Origin of the sequence: Limimaricola cinnabarinus, assembly GCF_002723615.1 — a bacterium.
Lineage (GTDB): Bacteria > Pseudomonadota > Alphaproteobacteria > Rhodobacterales > Rhodobacteraceae > Limimaricola > Limimaricola cinnabarinus_B.
Window position 1 is genome coordinate 412325 of record NZ_KZ304951.1, and the last position, 19582, is coordinate 431906.

Here is a 19582-nt window from a genome sequence, read left to right on the forward strand (position 1 = left end):
CGAAAACTCAGCGGTTGGCGCGCGCCAGAAACCCGACTGCGACGAGACCCACGGCGGTGATCATCAGCGCCGCCGGCGCGGCCTCGGCGATGTTTTCGAGGCTGGCCTTGGCATGCACCCTCGTGGCCAGCGTGTCGTAGCCGAAGGGGCGCAGCAGCAGCGTCGCGGGCAGCTCCTTGACGCAATCGACGAAGACCAGAAGCAGCGCCGAGCCGACGCTGGCGCGGATCAGCGGCACATGCACGCGGCGCAGCGTGCCGCCCGCCGTCTGGCCCAGCGAGCGCGCGGCCATCGGCAGGCTGGGCGAGACCCGCCCCAGCGCCGCGTCCGAAGTGCCTTGGGCAATGGCGAAGAAGCGCACGCAATAGGCCAGCACGAGGGCCGCCGCCGTGCCGGTGAAGATGAGCCCCGGATCATGCCCGGTGAGCGCAAGGATCGCATCGGCTAGCGCGTTGTCGAAGAAGGCCAGCGGAATGAGGATGCCGATGCCCAGCACCGCGCCCGGCGCGGCATAGCCGATCGCCGTCACCGGCAGGAGCAGCACCGGCAGGCGGTGCCCCGAGAGCCGCGTGCCATAGACCATGAAGAGCCCCGCCACCACGGTGACCAGCGCCGCGACGCCGCCCGTGGTCAGGGTGTGAAACAGCGCCCGCGAAAGCCCCGGCGCGGCCCATTCGCCCGCATCGAGCGCATGGCTCGCCAGCACCATGACCGGCAGCACGAAGCCCGCGAGGAACGGCAGCAGGCAGGCGGCGAAGGCCAGAGCGCCGCGCCAGCCAGACAGCCGAACCGGCGTCACCGGCCGCGGCTGGCGGGCCGAGCCGAAAAAGCGCAGCCGGCGGCGGCTCAGCTTTTCTAGCGTGACGAGAAACACGATCATCGTCAGAACCAGCGTGGCGATCTGCGCCGCACCGCCCAGATTGCCCGCCTGCAGCCAGACGGTGAAGATGCCGGTGGTCAGCGTCTGCACGGCGAAATAGTCGACCACGCCGAAATCATTGACCGTCTCCATCATCACCACCGCGACGCCCGCCGCGATGGCCGGGCGGATCAACGGCAACCCGACGCGGAAAAAGCGGCCCCATGGCCCGACACCCAGCGCCCGCGCCACCTCGAAGCCCGCGCCAGACTGCTCGCGCAGCGCCGCGCGGGCCAGCAGGTAGACATAAGGATAAAGCGCCGCCGACAGCACGAGGATCGCCGCGCCGCGCGAGCGGATCTGCGGGAAGGCGTAGTCGCGCGCATCCTGCCAGCCCATCAGGCCGCGCAGCCCCGTCTGCACCGGCCCCGCATATTCGAGGAAATCGACGAGGGCGTAGGCGCCGACATAGGCCGGCACCGCGAGCGGCAGCAGAAGCGCCCATTGCAGCCAGCCATGCCCCGGAAAGCGGTACATCACCACCAGCCAGGCCGCGCCCGCTCCGATGGCGGCGGTCAGCGCGCCGACCGAGAGCATCAGCAGAACCGTGTTGCCCAGATAGCGCGGCAGCGTCGTCGACAGCAGGTGCGGCCAGATGTTGTCTTCGGGGTGAAAGGCGAACCAGATCACCGACACCACCGGCAAAAGCACCAGCGCGGCAATCGCCACCGCCCCCGCAGACCACGGGTCGAGACGGCGCTTCGCGCCCTCGCCCCCCTGCGACTGAATGGTTTCAACGGACATGGGCGTGCGGTAGCTCAAAGCGGTTTCGCTGTCCATATAAGTCATTATATTGGGGCCGGTGCGCGCGCATTGGCCCCGGCGGACCAAGGAGCGGCAGCAAGGCCGAAGGCAGACAGGGGCAAGAACACGCATGGATATCGCCTTTCATATCGGCGCGAACTGCACCGATGACGACCGGCTGCTCAAATCGGTGTCCAAGAACCTGCCGATGCTTGCCGGGCGCGGCACCCGCGTGCCCAACCCCGCGCGCTACCGCCGCCTGTTGCGCGAGACGATCCAGCACCTGCGCGGGGAGATGCCCGAACCCGGCACGCGCGACGTGCTGATCGACGCCATCCTCGATCATGGCGAGACGACCGAGCGGCTGGTCATGGGCAATCCGGCCTTCATCTGCACGCCTGCGCGGATCTGCGAGGCGGGCTGCTTTCACGAGATGGCGAGCTTCAAGGCCCGCTCCCTGCAGGCGCTTTTCCCCGAGGACCGGATCGAGCTGTTTCTGGGCATCCGCAACCCGGCGAGCTTCGTGCCCGCCTGCTGGGAACAGACGCGCGGGCGCGGCTTCGACGAGTTCATGGCCGGGCTCGATCCGCGCATGATCCTGTGGTCGGATGTGGTGGCGCGGCTGCGCCAGGCCGCCCCCGGCATCGCGCTGACCGTCTGGTGCGACGAGGACAGCGCCCTGCTCTGGCCCGAGCTGGTCCGGGCCATGGCCGGGATCGAAGCCGATGCCGCGATCGAGGGCGGTCATGATCTCGTGGAGGAGATCATGCGGCCCGAGGGGGCGGCGCGGCTGCGCGACTATCTCGCCAGCCATCCACCGGCCTCGGCCGCGCAGGAGCGGCGGATCGTCTCGGCCTTTCTCGACAAATACGCCCGCCCCGAGGCGGTCGAGATAGAGATCGACCTGCCCGGCTGGGATGCAGGGCTGATGGCCGATCTCACCGCGATCTACGAGGCCGATCTCGACCGGATCGCGAAGATGGAAGGCGTGCGCCTCCTCGCCGCCTAGGCGGCGAGGCCCTTGCCTCAGCTCATGCCGAGCGCGGCCTTGTACATGTCGAGCACAGCCTCTTCCTCGGCGATGTCGTCGGCGTCGCGCTTCCTGAGCGCGATCACCTTGCGCAGGATCTTGGTGTCGTAGCCGCGGCCCTTGGCCTCGGCCATCACTTCCTTGATCTGCTCGGCGATGTCCTTCTTCTCGGCTTCGAGATGCTCGACGCGCTCGATGAACTGGCGCAGCTCCTCGCCCGCGGCGTTGCTTTGCACGTCGATGACGGATGACTCGCTCATGGGCTTCTCCTGATGGGCCGATACCGGAGCCACTCCCTAGCGCCGGGGCCTGCGGGCTTCAAGCGCCCCGCGCGCGCTTTGGCAGGCTTGTGCCGCCCCGGCCGCCCCGTTAGGCCCTGATGCGCGAGGTCAGCGGGAGTGAGAGCATGGACATCATCATCTGGATCGGCGCGGCGCTCACGCTGGCGGGGTTCGGGGCCATCGTCTGGAGCCTCGTCGCGGTGATGCGGCTGCGGCGCATGGGGCTCGACGACGCGCAGCTGCGCGCCCGGCTGGCGCGTGTCGTGCCGCTCAACATCGGCGCGCTGATGCTGTCGATGCTCGGGCTGATGATGGTGGTCGTGGGTCTCATCCTGTCCTGACGGCGCCGGCCCGGCCGCGGCGCAATGCCGCGTCGATGTCGTCATCGTTTTCGAGCGCAGCGCGCAGCAGCGGCGGCACGTCGAAGACCGGATCCTCCCGGCTCCAGTGCTGCATCCGCTCGACCAGCGCGCCGAAACCGATTTGGCGGGCCTCGAAGAACGGGCCGCCCGACAGCCGCGACCAGCCGAGCCCATGCACCGCCAGCGCGTCGAGATCGGCGCTGCGCGCGACCCGTCCCGCCGCCAGCAGCCGCGCGCCCTGCGCGACGATGGCCGCGAGCCTGCGCCGGCCCTCGAGCCCGTCGCTGCCGCGCATCAGTGCCGCGAGCAGGCCCCGGCCCACCGCCGTCGGCACGGCGCGGCCCGCCTCGCGCGCAAGCAGCGCGGCGGGGATCCGGCGCTCCGCGAAATAGACGTATCGCAGCGCCCGAAACTGCGGATCGGCCAGCGCGTCGGCATGGGCCGTGCGCTCGAAACGCAGCGCCGCCGGGGCGGGCAGCAGCAGCGCTGCCTCGATGCTGTCGAGAATCCGGGCCGCGCTGCGCAGCGGCGCGTTCGCGATCATCTCGCGCCGTCGCCGCAGGCAGGCGAGCCACTCCGCCCCGTCGGCCATGCGCTCGCGCCGACCGGCCACGGGGCGGGGCCGGATCCCGGCGGCGGCGAGCTGCTCCACCAGCGCCTGCGCGCTCTCCAGCAGATCGGCCTCGACGATCCCGTCGATCAGCCCGGCCTCGCGCGCGGCAAAGGCCGTCACCGGGCGGCCGCGCAAGAGCAGATCGAGCGCCGTGTCTACGCCGCAGAGCGCCGCCAGCCGCTGGCCACCCCCGGCGCCGGGCGGCAGGCCGAGCATGACATCGGGCAGACCGATCCGCGCGGTGGGCGCTGCAAGGCGATAATGCGCCGCGAGCGCCAGCTCGGCCCCGCCGCCGATGGCGCTGCCCGAAAGCGCGGCCACCACCGGAATGGGCAGCAGCTCGATCCGGCGGCAGATCGTGGCGAGGTCGGGGCCCTCGACCGGGCGATCGAGCCCGCGCAGGTCGAGCCCCACCGAAAACAGGCCGTTGGCGCCGGTCAGCACCACGCCGCGGGGGGGCTGCGGGGTGTCGAGCGCGGCTTCGATCTCGTCCAGCGCCGCGGCGAGCGCCTGCCGCGTGGCGGCGTCGAGCGCGTTGCCCGGCTTCGAATCGAGCGTGATCCGCGCGATGCCGTCGACCGTCCGGGCCGAGATCGTCTCCCCCTGCATCGCCATGACCCTCGCTGCTGCCTGCCCTGCCACATGATCGGCGGCGCGCTCCCCCGGCGCAAGGCCCGCCATGCCACGCGGCTTCGGCGATGGCAGCGGCGCAACGCGTCTGGACGCGCGCCGGGCGACGCGGTATTCCTCGCCGCATGGATATTCGCCGCATCAGCCCCGACTACGCCGTCAGCCCGCAGATCGAGCCGGAGGACATTCCCGCCATCGCCGAGGCGGGCTTTGCCACGGTGCTGTGCAACCGCCCCGACGAGGAGGTGCCCGCCGAGCTGCAGGCCGAGACGCTGCGGATCGCGGCCGAGGCGGCGGGGCTGCGCTTTGCCGTCAACCCGGTGACGCATCAGGGGCTCAACCGCGAGGTCGTCGACCGGCAGATGCAGGTGCTCGATGGCTCCGACGGGCCGGTGCTGGCCTATTGCGCCTCGGGCACGCGGTCTTCGATCGTGTGGTCGCTGGGCCAGGTGGGGCGGTCCGAGACCGACGAGATCATCGCCGCCACCGCCAAGGCGGGCTACGATCTCGAGCGGCTGCGCCCCCAGCTCGACGCGCTGCGCGAAAGCGACGCGGAAGACGACGCCAACTAATCGCCGCGCCGGGCCGGGCGGGCGGGGATCTCTCGCACCCCCTCGGCCAAAGCATCGGACGCGGCCTCGGGCTGTGCCAGACGCACCGCGCGCAGCCCCGCGAACTGCCCGAGCCGGACCTTCGCGACCGCGCGGCCGCCGCCATCCTCAAGGTCAATCGCCGAAAGCGACACGCCCGGCAGCATCAGCCGCTGGCCGGGCTCGAAGGCCTCGACCTCATGCGCCGGAAGCCGCATCCGGTGCAGGATGGCCGTCAGATCGGCGGGCGCCTGCAGGACGGTCTCGCGCAGCGCCATCTTCCACACCGCCGCCTCGGGCGCCTGCGGCACCGCGGGGGGCAGCGCCAGCGCCAGCATGAGCGCGCCCTCGCGGCCGCTGCCCGGCCTGATCTCCATCGAGAAGCGGTGCACCGCGAAACCGCCCTCCGGCAGGATCAGCCCCGCCGCCCGCGCATCGCCCAGGCGCGGCCCGGGGGCGAGCGCGGCCTGCTGCGGGCCATCATCGAGCTGCGCAAGCCGGATCAGCAGGCCTTGCAGCAGCGGCGCCATCATCGCCGCCTCCGTGCCGGTGATCTCTCCCGCCTGCGCCGGGGCCGCGCGCGGCGCGCCGAGCGTCTGCGTCTCGACCACCGCGCAGCGCAGCTGCGGCTCGATCGCGGCAAGGCCGGTGACCCGGCCCGGCGGGCCGATGCCGACAAGCAGCGCCGCCGGGTCGATCTCCCCGATCAGCGCCTCGCGGTCGAGCCTGTCGATGCGCGCCATGCGCGGCACGACGGGCAGGCCGATCGTCTCCTGCGCCGCCCGGGCCAGCGCCCCGCCCAGAGCATTGCCCTGCGCGCCGCCCCGCCCCACGGAGGCCGCCCTTGCAGAGCCGCCGCCGTCGATCAGGCGGCGCAGCACGTTCTCCATCGTCATCTCGGTCATCCTGTCCCGCCCCGGCGGCCGGGCCACGCCCGCCGATCCCCTCCGACCTATCCCGCCAGTGGTTGACCAACCCCTAACGGCGCGGCTTTCACCGGCAATTCGACCCGGAAGGCGCTGCCCGAGCCCTGCCCGCCCGGCAGGTAGCGTATGGCGCCGCCGAGCCGGGCCATGATCTCGCGGCAGATCGCGAGGCCGAGCCCGGCGCCACCCGCCTTTCCCGCCTCGCCGAGCCGGGAGAATTTCTCGAAGATGACCCGCCCCTGCTCGGGCGGGATGCCCGCGCCGTTGTCGATGAAATCCACCGCGTGGCAATCGGGCCGCCAGAGGATGCGCAGCTCGGGCTGCGGCGCCTCGCAATATTTGCGGGCATTGGCGATCAGGTTGATGAAGACCTGCGCGAGGCGGTCGGGATCGGTGTCGAGCGTCACCTGGTCGAGCGCGGGGTCGCGCTCCACGCGCAGCCCCTCGCGCAGCGGCAGGGCGGCGTCGAGCGCGCGGTCCACCACCTCGCCGAGCCCGATCTCGCGCAGGTCCAGGAGCCCCTGCCCCGCCTCAAGCACCGACAGGTCGAGCAGATCGTCGAGCAGCCGCGTCAGACGGCTCGCCTCGTCGCCGATGATGGCGGCGAAGCGGTCCTGCTCGGCCGGGTCGAGCCCGCCTTCGCGCAGGATCTCGGCAAAGGCCCGGATCGAGGTCATCGGGGTGCGCAGCTCGTGGCTGATCTGGCTCAGGAAGCCGTCCTTTTGCACCGAAAGCGCGGTGAGCTGCGCATTGGCCTCGCGCAGCGCGCTTGCGGTGCGCTCCAGCTCGGCGGATTTCTGTTCGAGCCGGTTCGAATACTCCATGATCTGCGCCGTCTCGTCGGCCACGGCGATCAGGTCCTCGACCGAAACGCTGACCCCTTCGGTCATCTGGCCGATCATCGCATGCGCCGTCGCCGCCCCGACCGAGCCCGCCAGCTCGCGTTCGAGCACGCGGATGAAATCGGGGGTGACGTCCGGCAGGCGGCCCTGCTTGCCCTGCCGTGCCGCGTGTCGCGCGAAGATCGCCTGCGCTTCGGCCGCGCCGATGATGCGCTGCGCCATGACGAGCAGCGGCTCGGCATCGGCGGCGCCGCGCGCCCAGCTTCCGGGGCCTTCGGACAGCTCGAAGACGCCGACGAACTGCGCGCCCTGCAGCCGCTCCACCGGGCCGGGAAAGCTCGCCAGCGACACCAGCACGAAAAGGGCCGCGTTGAGCGCGAGCGACCACAGCGCCGCGTGCAGCACCGGGTCGAGCCCGCCGGTCCAGAACAGCGCCTGCGGCCTGAGCCATTCCAGCCCGAAGGGACCCGCCGCCATCACCCCCGCCGGGATCGCGGTGCCGTCGCCGACGCTGGGCAGGAACATCGCCCAGAGCCAGACGGCAAAGCCCGCCAGCAGCCCCGCCGCCGCGCCGCTGCGGGTCGCGCCGCGCCAGAACAGCCCGCCGATCAGCGCCGGCAGCACCTGCACCACGCCCACGAAGGCCACCAGCCCGATCGAGGCCAGCGCCGCCCCGCCGCCCGAAAGCCGGAAATAGACGTAGCCCAGCCCCAGCACGCCGAGGATCGACAATCGCCGCGCCGCCAGCACCACCGCGCGCACGTCCCCGGCCATCATCGCCCCGCCCGAGCGCGCGCGCAGCCACAAGGGCACGATGATGTGGTTCGACATCATCGTGGCCAGCGCGATCGTCGCCACCATCACCATCGAGGCGGCCGAGGAGAAGCCGCCCAGAAAGGCCAGCACGGCGAGCCCGTCGCGGCCCTGGCTCAGCGGCACGGTAAGCACGAACATGTCCGGGTTCGCCCCCTCGGGCAGAAGCTCGAGCCCGGTCACCGCGATCGGCACGACGAAAAGGCTCATCAGCCCGAGATAGAGCGGAAAGGCCCAGCTCGCCGTGGCGAGGTGATCCTCGTCCGCGTTCTCCACCACCAGCACCTGGAACATGCGCGGCAGGCACAAGAGCGCCCCCGCCGACAGGAGGGTGAAGCCGATCCAGCGCCCGCCCGACTGCTCCCAGCCCGAGATGGCCGAGGCGTCGATCCGCGCGAGCATCTCCGCCGGGCCGCCGCCCAGGCCCCAGACGACATAGACCCCGACCGCCAGCAGCGCGCCGAGCTTGACCACCGCCTCGACCGCGACGGCCATGACGATGCCGTGGTGACGCTCGTTGGAATCGAGGTTGCGGGTGCCGAACAGGATGGTGAAGAGCGCCAGCCCCACCGCCGACCACAGCGCCGCCGAGCCGCCGCCGCGTGCGGCCCAGTCCGCCGCGGCGCGCCCGGCAAAGACATCGAGCGATTGCGCGATGGATTGCAGCTGAAGCGCGATGTAGGGCGTGACCCCGACCACCGCGAGCAGGGTCACGATCACCCCCAGAAGATCCGACTTGCCGAAGCGCGAGGAGACTAGATCGGCGATCGAGGTGATCCGCTGCGCCCGGCCGATCCGCACCAGCTTGCGCAGCAGCCACCACCAGCCGATCATCACGAGGCTGGGGCCGAGATAGATGGTCAGGTATTCCAGCCCGGACCGCGCGGCGTAGCCCACCGCGCCATAGAAGGTCCAGGCGGTGCAGTAGATCGACAGCGACAGGGTGTAGATCCACGGGCTGCGCAGCCAGCCGTCGCGTCCGCCCGCCGCCCGCCGCTCGGCGGCGAAGGCCACGCCGAACAGGAAGGCCCCGTAGAGCAGCGCGATCGAGACGAGGGCGTTGAAGCCGAGCATCGGATCAGGCGTCTCCATCCGCATCGCGCGCCGAGCGGCGCAGCGCCCGCGCCAGCGCCCATGAGGCGAGCACGCTCAAACCCCATGCGGCGAAGAGATAGACCAGCACCGTCGAAAGCGGCGTCTCGCCGCGCGGCCAGAGGAGCGGCAGGGCCCACAGGAACGCCGCCGCCAGCGGCGCCAGCCGCGCGGTATCCTCGAGCCGCCTGCGGCGATAGGAGGCCCGGGCGAGAAAGACCGGCCGCCGCGCGCCCGGCCCGCGCTCAGCCACCGGCAAGCGCGCGCACCCGGTCGAGCACCTCGGCGTTCGAGAAGGGCTTGGTCATGAAATGGCTGGCCCCCAGCCGCATCGCCAGATCGCGGTCGCGCGCCTGGCCGCGCGCGGTCAGCATCATCACCGGCAGGGCCCGCAGCGCCGGGTCGCCGCGCAGCTCCTGCAGGATGTCGAAGCCCGAGCGCCCCGGAAGCATTGCGTCGAGGATCACCAGATCGGGCGGATGGGCGCGGACCCGCGCGACCGCGCTCAGCCCGTCGGAATGGGTGTGCACGGTCCAGCCGTCGCGCGACAGGATGAAGCTCACGGCTTCTATGATGTTCGGCTCGTCCTCGATCAGCAGGACACGTCTGGCCATCCGCGGCCTCCCCCCTCGCGCGCGGCCCTCCCCCGGACCGCGCGGCTTCGCGCGTCACTATCGCCGCGCTGCCCTAGCCTGTCAAAGCCTGCCCGCCCTCGCCCGTCATTGCACGCGGCAGCAAGGAGGGCTCGCGCCGGGCCGCGCAGCCGCGGCGGGGGCACAATCGGCAGCCGGGCCCGACCGCGCGCTCGGGCAGATCATGCGCCCCACCCTCCTGCGGCAGCATCAGCATCACCGCCTCGATCCGCGGCGCGGCATTCCAGCCCGCTGGCGCAGCAATCGAGGCCACGGCGTAGCACGACACGCCCTCCGCGCGCGCGCCGGGCAGCTTGGCTGTGGCGCGCAGCGGTCGGCCGGGCTGCGACAGCGCCTCGAAGAGCGGCCAGAGCGGGCAGGCCGCGCCGCCGCGCGGCAATGTGAGCCCGTCGAGCGGGCGGCGGTGCAGGATCGCCCCCGCCGCATCGCAGACCGCCAGCCCCGCCCGCGGCGGGCCAAGCCCGGCGGGCAGCGCCGCAAGACGGCGCAGCACCCGCTCCAGCGGCTGCCCGAGCCGCGCCGCGATCGCCAGCGGATCGGGCGTCTCGCTCCAGGCCGCGCCGATCGCTTCGGAAGGAAGCGCAACCGCATCGGCGCGGTACTGCGCGAGCCGGTGGATCAGCATCCTTCGCGCCGCTGCATCGAGCCCCGGCGCCTCCGCCGCGATCTCCTCGGGCTGCATCGCGGGTGTTTCGCCTTCGAGCGCGGGCAGGTGGTGATCCGCAGCCTCGAAGAACCGCTCGACCTGCTCCTGCGGCGAAAGCGCCGTCGGGCCATGATCGTCGCCCGGCACCTCGAGATAGCCTGCGAGCCTGCGGCTGCTGTCGGCCAGCCGCAGGCTTTCGGCATGGATGTTGTTGTGAAACCGCGCCTGCCAGTCCCGGTCGAGCGCCTCGCCACCCGCGAGGATCGAGGCGGTGGAGCGGATCGCCGTGGCGGAGGTGATCACCTGATGCAGCGAGGCCGACAGCTCGGGGTCATGCGCCAGCCGGTCGCCCAGCGCGGCGACCTGCGCCTCGAGCGTCTCGATCCGGCGCGCCTGCGCATCGACCACCGCCGCCCAATCGGGAAAGCGTCCGGCGAACTCCTCGGGCGCCGCGGGGGGGCGCGCCTGCGCGGCAGCCGCCGCCGCGAGCCGGGCCAGCAGCGCCCCATCCGCCCCCTCCGAGAGCTGCGCCACCTCCAGCTCCAGCGCCCGGGCGATGGCGTTGAGCAGCCGCCCGCCGATGCGGCGGCGGTTGTGTTCGATCAGGTTGAGATAGGAGGGCGAGACGCCGATGCGCCGCGCCAGCTCGCCCTGCGCCATGCCCGCATCGAGCCGCCGCGCGCGGATCCGCGACCCGGCAAGACCGGTCGCCGCCTCGCCCGCGCGGCTCACCGCCCGTGGCCTTTTCTGCGGGTGCGGGAGAAATTCTTTACAGGTTTACCGGTCATCCTGTCGATAAGTTTACAGAAAATCATCGCCCCTCCAAGCACTTGTTGCGCGATTTTCCGCCCTGCCCCGATACTGCCCCTGCACCGGAAGGTGTGGCGGCGCGCGTTGGGCGGAGGAGGTCCGGCACGCATCGACCCGAATATCAGGGAGGAGACCACATGAGACGACAGAACTTCTCGCGGCGCGGGCTGCTCAGGACCGGGGCCATCGGCGGCGCCGGGCTCGCGCTTCCGACGATCTTCACCTCGAGCGCATCCGCCTTCACCAACGCCCCCACCGGATCGGCGGTGACGCTGGGCTTCAACGTGCCGCAGACCGGCGCCTATGCCGATGAGGGCGCCGACGAGCTGCGCGCCTTCGAGCTGGCGGTCGAGCATCTCAACGGCGGCGGCGACGGGGGGATGCTCAACACCTTCTCCTCCAAGGCGCTCGACGGCACCGGCATCATGGGCAAGAAGGTCGAGTTCGTCACCGGCGACACCCAGACCAAGTCCGACGCCGCGCGCGCCAGCGCCCAGTCGATGATCCAGAAGGACGGCGCGATCATGATCTCGGGCGGCTCCTCCTCGGGCGTCGCCGTGGCCGTGCAGGGGCTGTGTCAGGAGGCGGGCGTGATCTTCATGTCCGGTCTCACCCATTCCAACGACACCACCGGCAAGGACCGCAAGGCCAACGGTTTCCGGCATTTCTTCAACGCCTACATGTCCGCCGCCGCCCTCGCGCCGGTGCTGCAGAACCTCTACGGCACCGACCGCAAGGCCTATCACCTGACCGCCGACTACACCTGGGGCTGGACCCAGGAGGAATCGATCGCCGCGGCGACCGAGGCGATGGGCTGGCAGACCACCGAAAAGGTCCGCACGCCCTTGGGCGCGGGCGATTTCTCCTCCTATATCGCGCCGGTGCTGAACTCGGGCGCGGACGTGCTGGTGCTCAACCATTACGGCGGGGACATGGTGAACTCGCTGACACAGGCGGTGCAGTTCGGCCTGCGCGAGCGTCAGGCCAACGGGCAGGATTTCCAGATCGTCGTGCCGCTCTATTCGGAGCTGATGGCGCGCGGCGCGGGTTCGGCCATTGCCGGGATTCCCGGCTCGCAGAACTGGGACTGGAAGCTCGAGGACGAAGGCACCAAGGCCTTCGTGAAGAGCTTCGGCGAGAAATACGGCTTCCCGCCCTCACAGGCCGCGCATACCTGCTACGTGCAGACGCTGCTCTACGCCGACGCCGTCACGCGGGCGGGCGACTTCAACCCCTGCGCCGTGGTCGAGGCGCTGGAGGGCTACGAGTTCGACGGGCTGGGCAACGGCCCGACGCTCTACCGCGCCGAGGACCACCAGTGCTTCAAGGACGTGGTCGTGGTGAAGGGCGCCGAGAACCCGCAGGACGAGTTCCACCTCGTGGAGATCGTCGAGGTCACGCCGACCGAGCAGGTCACCTACGCGCCCGATCACCCGATGTTCGCCGGCGGCGCGCTGGGCGAGTGCAACCCGGGCGCCTGACGCCCTCTACCCGAAACCGCCGGTCGCGCCTCCTGCGACCGGCCCCTCCCGACGCGCGGACCCTTTGGGCCCGCGCGACCGGGGGCGGCTTGAGCATCCTCACAAATGGACGGGGACCATGGACGCCATACTCATCCAGATCCTGAACGGGCTCGACAAGGGATCGGCCTATGCGCTGATCGCGCTGGGCCTCACCCTCATCTTCGGCACGCTGGGCGTGGTGAACTTCGCCCATGGCGCGCTGTTCATGATCGGCGCCTTCTGCGCCGTCACCCTGCAAAAGATCCTGACGCTCAGCGTCACCACCATCGACCCCGAGCGCACCGACTTTCTCGGCAACCCGATGAAGGTCCAGACGCCCTATGTCGAGAACTGGTTCGGCCCGGAGCTGGGCGCGGCGATCATCGACTGGGCCGTGCCCTTGGCGATCCTGCTGGCGATCCCGGTCATGGTGCTGGTGGGCTTCGTGATGGAGCGCGGGCTGATCAAGCATTTCTACAAGCGCCCCCATGCCGACCAGATCCTCGTGACCTTCGGCCTCGCCATCGTGCTGCAGGAGGTCATCAAGTATTTCTACGGCGCCAACCCGATCCCGACGCCCGCCCCTTCGGCCTTCAAGGGCAGCCTCGACATCGGCGTCTGGCTCGGCTTCGACCCCTATTCGATCATCTACCCCTACTGGCGGCTCGTCTATTTCTTCTTCGCGGGCATCATCATCGCGGGTGTCTTCGCCTTTTTGCAATTCACCACCTTCGGCATGGTGGTCCGCGCCGGCATGGCCGACCGCGAGACCGTGGGGCTCTTGGGCATCGACATCGACAAGCGCTTCACGCTGATGTTCGGCCTCGCGGCGGCCGTCGCGGGGCTCGCGGGCGTGATGTACACGCCGATCCTGAGCCCCAACTACCACATGGGCATGGATTTCCTGGTGCTGAGCTTCGTGGTCGTCGTGGTCGGCGGCATGGGCAGCCTGCCCGGCGCGGTGCTGGCGGGGTTCCTGCTCGGCATCCTGCAGAGCTTCGCCTCGATGAACGAGGTGAAATCGCTGCTGCCCGGCATCGACCAGATCATCATCTACCTCGTCGCCATCGTCATTCTGCTGACCCGTCCGCGGGGCCTGATGGGCCGTCGCGGCGTGATGGAGGACTAAGCCATGCTCGGACTTGAGCGCAAAGACACCCTTCTTCTGATCGCGGTGGCCTTCATCACCCTGTTCGCCCCGATCATCCTCAACCCCTTTCCCGCGGGCTCGGCGCTGGCGCAGTTCAACGCGGGCTATCCCGACCTGATGCAGCGCTTCGTGATCTTCGGGATCTTCGCCATCGGCTTCAACATCCTGTTCGGGCTCACCGGCTACCTCTCCTTCGGCCACGCGGCCTTTCTCGGCATCGGCTCCTATTCGGCGGTGTGGATGTTCAAGCTGCTGTCGATGAACGTCATCCCGGCGATCCTGCTGTCGATCGTCATGGCCGGGCTCTTCGCCCTCGTGATCGGCTTCGTGTCCCTGCGCCGCTCGGGCATCTACTTCTCGATCCTGACGCTGGCCTTCGCGCAGATGAGCTACAACCTCGCCTATTCGGTGCTGACGCCCATCACCAATGGCGAGACCGGCCTGCAACTGACGTTGTCGGACCCGCGCATTCTCGACGGGGACACCGGGGGCGGGCTGCCCGTCACCTCGCTCTTCGGGGCCGAGATGCGCGAGACCACCACGCTCTTCATCGGGCCATGGTCCTGGGACTTTTCGGTCGGCTACTACTTCTGCGCCGTGCTGATGCTGCTGGCCTTCTACCTTTCGGTGCGGATCTTCCGCTCGCCCTTCGGCATGATGCTGCGGGCGGTGAAATCGAACCAGCAGCGGATGAACTACACCGGTCTCAACACCCGCCCCTACACCCTCGCGGCCTTCGTGATCTCGGGCATGTATGCCGGTCTCGCGGGCGGGCTTCTGGCGGCGATGGACCCGCTGGCGGGCGCCGACCGGATGCAGTGGACCGCGAGCGGCGAGGTGGTGCTGATGACCATCCTCGGCGGCGCGGGCACGCTGATCGGGCCGGTGCTGGGCGCGGGCTTCATCAAGTATTTCGAGAACATCTTCTCGAAGATCAATGACGGCATCCTGCACCAGTGGTTCGCCTTCATGCCCGACGGGTTGGAGAACGTCATGGTCGCCCTCATTCACCCCTTCATCGGCAAGGGCTGGCACCTGACGCTGGGCATCATGTTCATGCTGGTCGTCATCTTCCTGCCCGGCGGGCTGGTCGAGGGCGCGCAGCGCACGGGGCGCATGTTCCGCCGCCGCGACAGGAACGCCGATCACGTCGAATCCGACGCCGCGCGCCAGCGCGCCGCCGCGGAATAAGGAGCGCCACCATGGGCATTCTCGAAGTCAAGGGCGTCAACAAGCGCTTCGGCGGCCTGCAGGCGCTGGGCGACGTCAACCTCTCGGTCAAGGAGCAGACCGTCCACGCCATCATCGGCCCCAACGGCGCGGGCAAGTCGACGCTGCTGAACTGCCTCGTCGGCAAGCTGATCCCGGATTCGGGCTCGGTCATGTTCGACGGGCAGTCAGTGCTGGGCCGCAAGCCGCATGAGATCAACCAGATGGGCATCTCCCGCGTGTTCCAGACGCCCGAGATCTTCGCCGATCTCTCGGTGCTGGAAAACGTGATGATCCCCTGCTTCGCGCGGCGCGACGGGGCGTTCCGCCTGCATGCCTACGAGACGGTGCGCCGGGAGGCGGGCATCCGCGAACAGGCCGAGGCGATGCTGGCGGATGTCAACATGCTCGAGAAGCGGCACATGACCGCCTCCAGCCTGTCGCGCGGCGACAAGCGCAGGCTGGAGATGGCGATGTGCCTCGTGCAGGAACCGAAGCTCCTGCTGCTCGACGAGCCGACGGCGGGCATGGCGCGGGCCGACACCAACAACACCATCGACCTCCTGAAGGAGATCAAGGCCAAGCGCGACATCACCATGTGCATCATCGAGCACGACATGCACGTGGTCTTCTCCCTCGCCGAGCGGATCACGGTGCTGGCGCAGGGCACGCCGCTGGTCGAGGAGACGCCCGAGAACATCAAGGGCCACCCCAAGGTGCGCGAAGCCTATCTGGGCGAAGCGCAGGTCTGAACGCGGGAGCGAGAACATGGCAGAAACGGCGACATTCGACCGCGGGCAGAACAACGCCGCGACCCATCCCAAGTTCCTCTCGGTCTGGGACATCCAGGCCTATTACGGCGAAAGCTACATCGTCCAGGGGGTCAGCTTCGACATCCACGAGGGCGAGATCCTGGCGCTTCTGGGCCGCAACGGCGCGGGCAAGACCTCGACCCTGCGCACCATCGCCCGGCTCGACGACCCGGCGCTCAGGCATGGCGAGATCTGGCTCGACCACAAGCCGCTGCACAAGATGAAGTCGCACGAGGCGGCGGCCAACGGCATCGCGCTGGTGCCCGAGGACCGGCGCATCATCCCCGGCCTCACGGTCGAGGAGAACCTGCAACTGGCGCAGATCGCGCCGCCCATCGGCTGGTCGCTGGAGCGGATCTACGGGCTGTTCCCGCGGCTCAAGGAGCGCCGCAAACAGGAAGGCGTGACGCTCTCGGGCGGGGAGCAGCAGATGCTCGCCATCGCCCGGGCGCTGGCGCGCGACATCAAGGTGCTGCTTCTGGACGAACCCTATGAGGGTCTCGCCCCGGTGATCGTGCAGGAGATCGCCAAGACGCTGAACATCATCCGCGATCAGGGCATCACCACCATCATCGTCGAGCAGAACGCCGTCGCAGCGCTAAAGCTCGCCGACCGGGCGGTGATCCTTGACACCGGCTCGGTCGTCTATGACGGATCGGCACAGGAGGTGCTCGAGGACGAGGCGCTGCGACAGCGCTACCTCGCGATCTGAGCATCGAGGGAGAGAGAATGAAGGATCAGCTCATGACACCGCAGCTTCACGAGCCGAACGAAGAAACCCGCGCCCGCGCCCATATCGACCGGGCGGGATACGACCGGATGTATGCGCAGTCGATGCAGGACCCCGAGGGCTTCTGGGCCAGGGAGGGCAAGCGGCTCGACTGGATCAAACCCTATTCCAAGGTGAAGGACACCGACTTCACCCTCGGGCAGGTCTCGATCAAATGGTTCGAGGACGGCACGCTCAACGTCGCGCAGAACTGCGTCGACCGGCACCTCGCCACGCGCGGCACACAGACCGCGATCATCTGGGAGCCCGACGACCCCGAGGCCGAGGCGCAGCACATCACCTACCAGCAGCTGCATTCGCATGTCGGCAAGATGGCGAATGTGCTGAAGAAGATGGGCGTGGAGAAGGGCGACCGCGTCGTCATCTACATGCCGATGATCCCGCAGGCGGCCTATGCCATGCTCGCCTGCGCCCGGATCGGCGCGATCCATTCTGTGGTCTTCGCGGGCTTTTCGCCCGACGCGCTTTCGGCGCGGGTGACGGGCTGCGATGCCAAGGTGGTGATCACCGCCGACGAGGCACCGCGCGGTGGCCGCAACACCCCGCTCAAGATCAATGCCGACAAGGCCTTCGAGAAATGCCCCGAGGGCACGCAGATGCTCGTGGTCAAGCGTTCGGGCGGCGCGGTGGAGATGGTCGAGGGCCGCGACCACTGGCTGCACGAGATGGAGGACGGCCTCTCCGACGATTGCCCGGCCGAGGAGATGGGCGCCGAAGATCCGCTCTTCATCCTCTACACCTCGGGCTCCACCGGCCAGCCCAAGGGGGTCGTCCACACCACGGGCGGCTATCTCGCCTATGCCGCGATGACCCATCAATACAGCTTCGACTACCATGATGGCGACGTGTTCTGGTGCACGGCGGATGTCGGCTGGGTCACGGGGCACAGCTATATCGTCTATGGCCCGCTCGCCAACGGCGCGACCACGCTGATGTTCGAAGGCGTGCCGACATGGCCCGACGCCTCGCGCTTCTGGCAAATCTGCGAAAAGCACAAGGTGAACCAGTTCTACACCGCGCCCACCGCGATCCGGGCGCTGATGGGCAAGGGCGACCATTGGGCCGAAGGGGCGGACCTGTCGTCGCTCAAGGTGCTCGGCACGGTGGGCGAGCCGATCAACCCCGAGGCCTGGGAATGGTATGACCGCGTCATCGGCAAGGGCCGCGTGCCGATCGTCGACACCTGGTGGCAGACCGAAACCGGCGGCCACATGATCACCTCCCTGCCCGGCGCCATCGCCACCAAGCCGGGCTCGGCCACCTTGCCCGTCTTCGGGGTGAAGCCCGTCGTGCTCGATCCGCAATCGGGCGCGGTGATCGAGGAGACCGAGGCCGAGGGCGTGCTCGCCATCGCCGACAGCTGGCCGGGGCAGATGCGCACGATCTGGGGCGATCACGACCGCTTCGAGCAGACCTATTTCTCGCAATACAAGGGCTACTACTTCTCGGGCGATGGCTGCCGCCGCGACGCCGACGGCTATTACTGGATCACCGGCCGCGTCGACGACGTTATCAACGTCTCGGGCCACCGCATGGGCACCGCCGAGGTCGAGAGCGCGCTGGTCGCGCACAAGGCCGTCTCCGAGGCGGCGGTGGTCGGCTATCCGCACGAGATCAAGGGTCAGGGCATCTATGCCTATGTCACGCTGATGGAGGGGGTCAAGGCGACCGAGGAGCTGCGCAAGGCGCTGGAGGACTGGGTGCGCCAGGAGATCGGCCCGATCGCCAAGCCCGACTGCATCCAGTGGGCGCCGGGCCTGCCCAAGACCCGCTCGGGCAAGATCATGCGCCGCATCCTGCGCAAGATCGCCGAGAACGACCATGGCAGCCTGGGCGACACCTCGACCCTGGCCGAGCCGCAGGTCGTCGAGGAGCTGATCGAGAACCGGATGAACCGCGGCTGACACAGCTGGCGCATGACCCGGGCGCCACAGGATCCGGGCACCACAGGGGGGCCGACCGGAAGGTCGGCCCCTCTTTACCGGATCTTCGCATTTCCTCCCCAATATCGTCCCCGGTGGGGTTACGTGATTCGGGAGTTTCGCATGGATGTTTTGAAACCGGCCTCGCAATCGGCGGCGCAACCGGCGGGGTCGACGCTTGCGCTGGACCGCCCCGGCAGCGCCGCGCCCATCTCGGCCGCGGCACCGCGCCCCGACCTTCCGCCTGTCACGCGCATGGACGCCACCGTCGCCACCGCGCCGCGCCCGCCGGATCAGCTGGGGCTCGGGCTGGTGCAGGCGGCCCGACTGGCCGATCAGGCCCCGGCCTCGATGCCGGATCCCTTGCCCGAACACACGCTCAAACCCTGGGGAATCGCCATATTGCCCGATAGCGACGCCATCGAGGCCCGGCGCGAGGCCAAGATCGAGGCCGAAACCAGGGCAGAGGCCGAAGCCGAAGCCGCGCGGCCGGACGAGACGCGCGGCCCCGCCCTTCCGGCGGAGGGCCCCGAGGACGCGCCGCCTCTCGCAGGGCCCGAAATGGCCTCCGGCGACGCCCCGCTGCCGGCGGACGAAGAGAGCGGCCCGCCGCCCGACCCCGGCTGACGCGGCGCCCGCCGCCGCTTCGATGGGCGCGGGCTGCTTTCCTCGCCCCGCGAACCGGCGTATAAGCCCCCGGAACTGCAGCCCGGACGGGCGCGACATGAGGGGCCCAGAGCTATGAGCGACAAGACCAGCCACGACAGCGATGTCAGCTTCATCCGCGCGCTCGCGGAACTGCTGCATGAAAACGACCTGACCGAGCTTCAGGTCAAGCGCGATTATGCCGAGAATGACAGCCTGAACGTCCGCGTCAGCCGCGCGCGCGAAGTGGTCCAGCAGGTCGCCATGTCGCAGCCCTCCGCGCCGGCGCCGATGGCCGCCGCCTCCGCGCCGGCCGCGGCACCCGCGCCCGCCCCGGCCGCCGCTGCCGAGGATCCGGCCAGCCATCCCGGCGCGGTGACCTCGCCCATGGTCGGCACCGCCTATCTTCAGGCCGAGCCCGGCTCGCCCGCCTTCGTCACCCCCGGCGCGCAGGTGAAGGAGGGCGACACCGTCCTCATCATCGAGGCGATGAAGACCATGAACCAGATCCCCGCGCCCCGCACCGGCACGGTCAAGCGCATCCTCGTCGAGGATGGCAGCCCGGTCGAGTTCGGTGCGCCCCTGATGATCATCGAGTGAG

At 69.7% G+C, this 19582-nt stretch carries 19 protein-coding genes; 11 read left to right on the top strand and 8 right to left on the bottom strand.

Annotated features, from left to right (window positions below):
* Positions 1–7: 7 nt before the first annotated feature.
* Positions 8–1663: an ABC transporter permease gene (locus CJ301_RS01985; protein ID WP_254050038.1), complete on the bottom strand. Its 1656-nt coding sequence runs from the start codon at positions 1661–1663 to the stop codon at positions 8–10.
* Between the two features lie 130 nt (positions 1664–1793).
* On the opposite strand from CJ301_RS01985, the gene CJ301_RS01990 reads away from it, so the two are divergent.
* The gene (locus CJ301_RS01990) at positions 1794–2672 is read left to right on the top strand and encodes a hypothetical protein (RefSeq protein ID WP_099273659.1); all 879 of its coding nucleotides are present in this window, start codon (positions 1794–1796) and stop codon (positions 2670–2672) included.
* Between the two features lie 17 nt (positions 2673–2689).
* Here CJ301_RS01990 and CJ301_RS01995 read toward each other — a convergent pair whose 3' ends face one another.
* Positions 2690–2953, bottom strand: coding sequence for a DUF2312 domain-containing protein (locus CJ301_RS01995; protein ID WP_099273661.1), 264 nt, complete (start codon positions 2951–2953; stop codon positions 2690–2692).
* A 146-nt stretch (positions 2954–3099) separates the two neighbouring features.
* Between CJ301_RS01995 and CJ301_RS02000 the strand changes: the two genes are divergently transcribed.
* A complete protein-coding gene (locus CJ301_RS02000; protein ID WP_099273663.1) occupies positions 3100–3315 on the top strand; it encodes a hypothetical protein in 216 nt (71 codons plus the stop codon).
* Here CJ301_RS02000 and CJ301_RS02005 read toward each other — a convergent pair.
* A complete protein-coding gene (locus tag CJ301_RS02005; RefSeq protein ID WP_162620390.1) occupies positions 3302–4564 on the bottom strand; it encodes an enoyl-CoA hydratase/isomerase family protein in 1263 nt (420 codons plus the stop codon). The two genes, CJ301_RS02000 and CJ301_RS02005, sit on opposite strands and share 14 nt — an antisense overlap.
* A 140-nt stretch (positions 4565–4704) precedes the next feature.
* Here CJ301_RS02005 and CJ301_RS02010 point away from each other — a divergent pair, with 140 nt between their 5' ends.
* Positions 4705–5151, top strand: a complete 447-nt coding sequence (locus CJ301_RS02010; protein WP_099273667.1) for a TIGR01244 family sulfur transferase — start codon at positions 4705–4707, stop codon at positions 5149–5151.
* Here the strand turns inward: CJ301_RS02010 and CJ301_RS02015 are convergent.
* The 5 genes from CJ301_RS02015 to CJ301_RS02035 form a co-directional block, all read right to left on the bottom strand.
* Complete coding sequence (locus tag CJ301_RS02015) at positions 5148–6074, bottom strand: hypothetical protein (protein ID WP_162620391.1); 927 nt, start codon at positions 6072–6074, stop codon at positions 5148–5150. The two genes, CJ301_RS02010 and CJ301_RS02015, sit on opposite strands and share 4 nt — an antisense overlap.
* A gap of 47 nt (positions 6075–6121) precedes the next feature.
* Positions 6122–8824 carry an ATP-binding protein gene (locus tag CJ301_RS02020; protein ID WP_099273671.1) on the bottom strand — a complete coding sequence of 901 codons (2703 nt, stop codon included), beginning with the start codon at positions 8822–8824 and terminating at the stop codon, positions 6122–6124.
* A 4-nt stretch (positions 8825–8828) separates the two neighbouring features.
* Positions 8829–9095, bottom strand: coding sequence for a hypothetical protein (locus tag CJ301_RS02025; RefSeq protein ID WP_099274187.1), 267 nt, complete (start codon positions 9093–9095; stop codon positions 8829–8831).
* Complete coding sequence (locus CJ301_RS02030; protein ID WP_099273673.1) at positions 9088–9456, bottom strand: response regulator transcription factor; 369 nt, start codon at positions 9454–9456, stop codon at positions 9088–9090. The genes CJ301_RS02025 and CJ301_RS02030 overlap by 8 nt, the downstream gene beginning before the upstream one ends.
* 73 nt (positions 9457–9529) lie before the next feature.
* Positions 9530–10873: a helix-turn-helix transcriptional regulator gene (locus CJ301_RS02035; RefSeq protein WP_099273676.1), complete on the bottom strand. Its 1344-nt coding sequence runs from the start codon at positions 10871–10873 to the stop codon at positions 9530–9532.
* Positions 10874–11088: 215 nt separating this feature from the next.
* Between CJ301_RS02035 and CJ301_RS02040 the strand changes: the two genes are divergently transcribed.
* From CJ301_RS02040 to accB, 8 genes are all read left to right on the top strand, one after another.
* Positions 11089–12432 (top strand): substrate-binding protein, encoded by a 1344-nt coding sequence (locus CJ301_RS02040; RefSeq protein ID WP_099273678.1) that lies wholly within the window; start codon positions 11089–11091, stop codon positions 12430–12432.
* A 118-nt stretch (positions 12433–12550) separates the two neighbouring features.
* Positions 12551–13582, top strand: coding sequence for a branched-chain amino acid ABC transporter permease (locus tag CJ301_RS02045; RefSeq protein ID WP_099273680.1), 1032 nt, complete (start codon positions 12551–12553; stop codon positions 13580–13582).
* Positions 13583–13585: 3 nt separating this feature from the next.
* A complete protein-coding gene (locus CJ301_RS02050; protein WP_099273682.1) occupies positions 13586–14794 on the top strand; it encodes a branched-chain amino acid ABC transporter permease in 1209 nt (402 codons plus the stop codon).
* An 11-nt stretch (positions 14795–14805) separates the two neighbouring features.
* A complete protein-coding gene (locus CJ301_RS02055) occupies positions 14806–15564 on the top strand; it encodes an ABC transporter ATP-binding protein (RefSeq protein ID WP_099273684.1) in 759 nt (252 codons plus the stop codon).
* Between the two features lie 16 nt (positions 15565–15580).
* Positions 15581–16336 carry an ABC transporter ATP-binding protein gene (locus tag CJ301_RS02060; protein ID WP_099273686.1) on the top strand — a complete coding sequence of 252 codons (756 nt, stop codon included), beginning with the start codon at positions 15581–15583 and terminating at the stop codon, positions 16334–16336.
* Between the two features lie 32 nt (positions 16337–16368).
* The gene (gene acs, locus CJ301_RS02065; protein WP_099274189.1) at positions 16369–18318 is read left to right on the top strand and encodes an acetate--CoA ligase; all 1950 of its coding nucleotides are present in this window, start codon (positions 16369–16371) and stop codon (positions 18316–18318) included.
* A 141-nt stretch (positions 18319–18459) separates the two neighbouring features.
* The gene (locus CJ301_RS02070; protein WP_099273688.1) at positions 18460–18963 is read left to right on the top strand and encodes a hypothetical protein; all 504 of its coding nucleotides are present in this window, start codon (positions 18460–18462) and stop codon (positions 18961–18963) included.
* Between the two features lie 114 nt (positions 18964–19077).
* Complete coding sequence (gene accB, locus CJ301_RS02075) at positions 19078–19581, top strand: acetyl-CoA carboxylase biotin carboxyl carrier protein (protein WP_099273690.1); 504 nt, start codon at positions 19078–19080, stop codon at positions 19579–19581.
* The last annotated feature ends 1 nt before the right edge of the window (position 19582 follow it).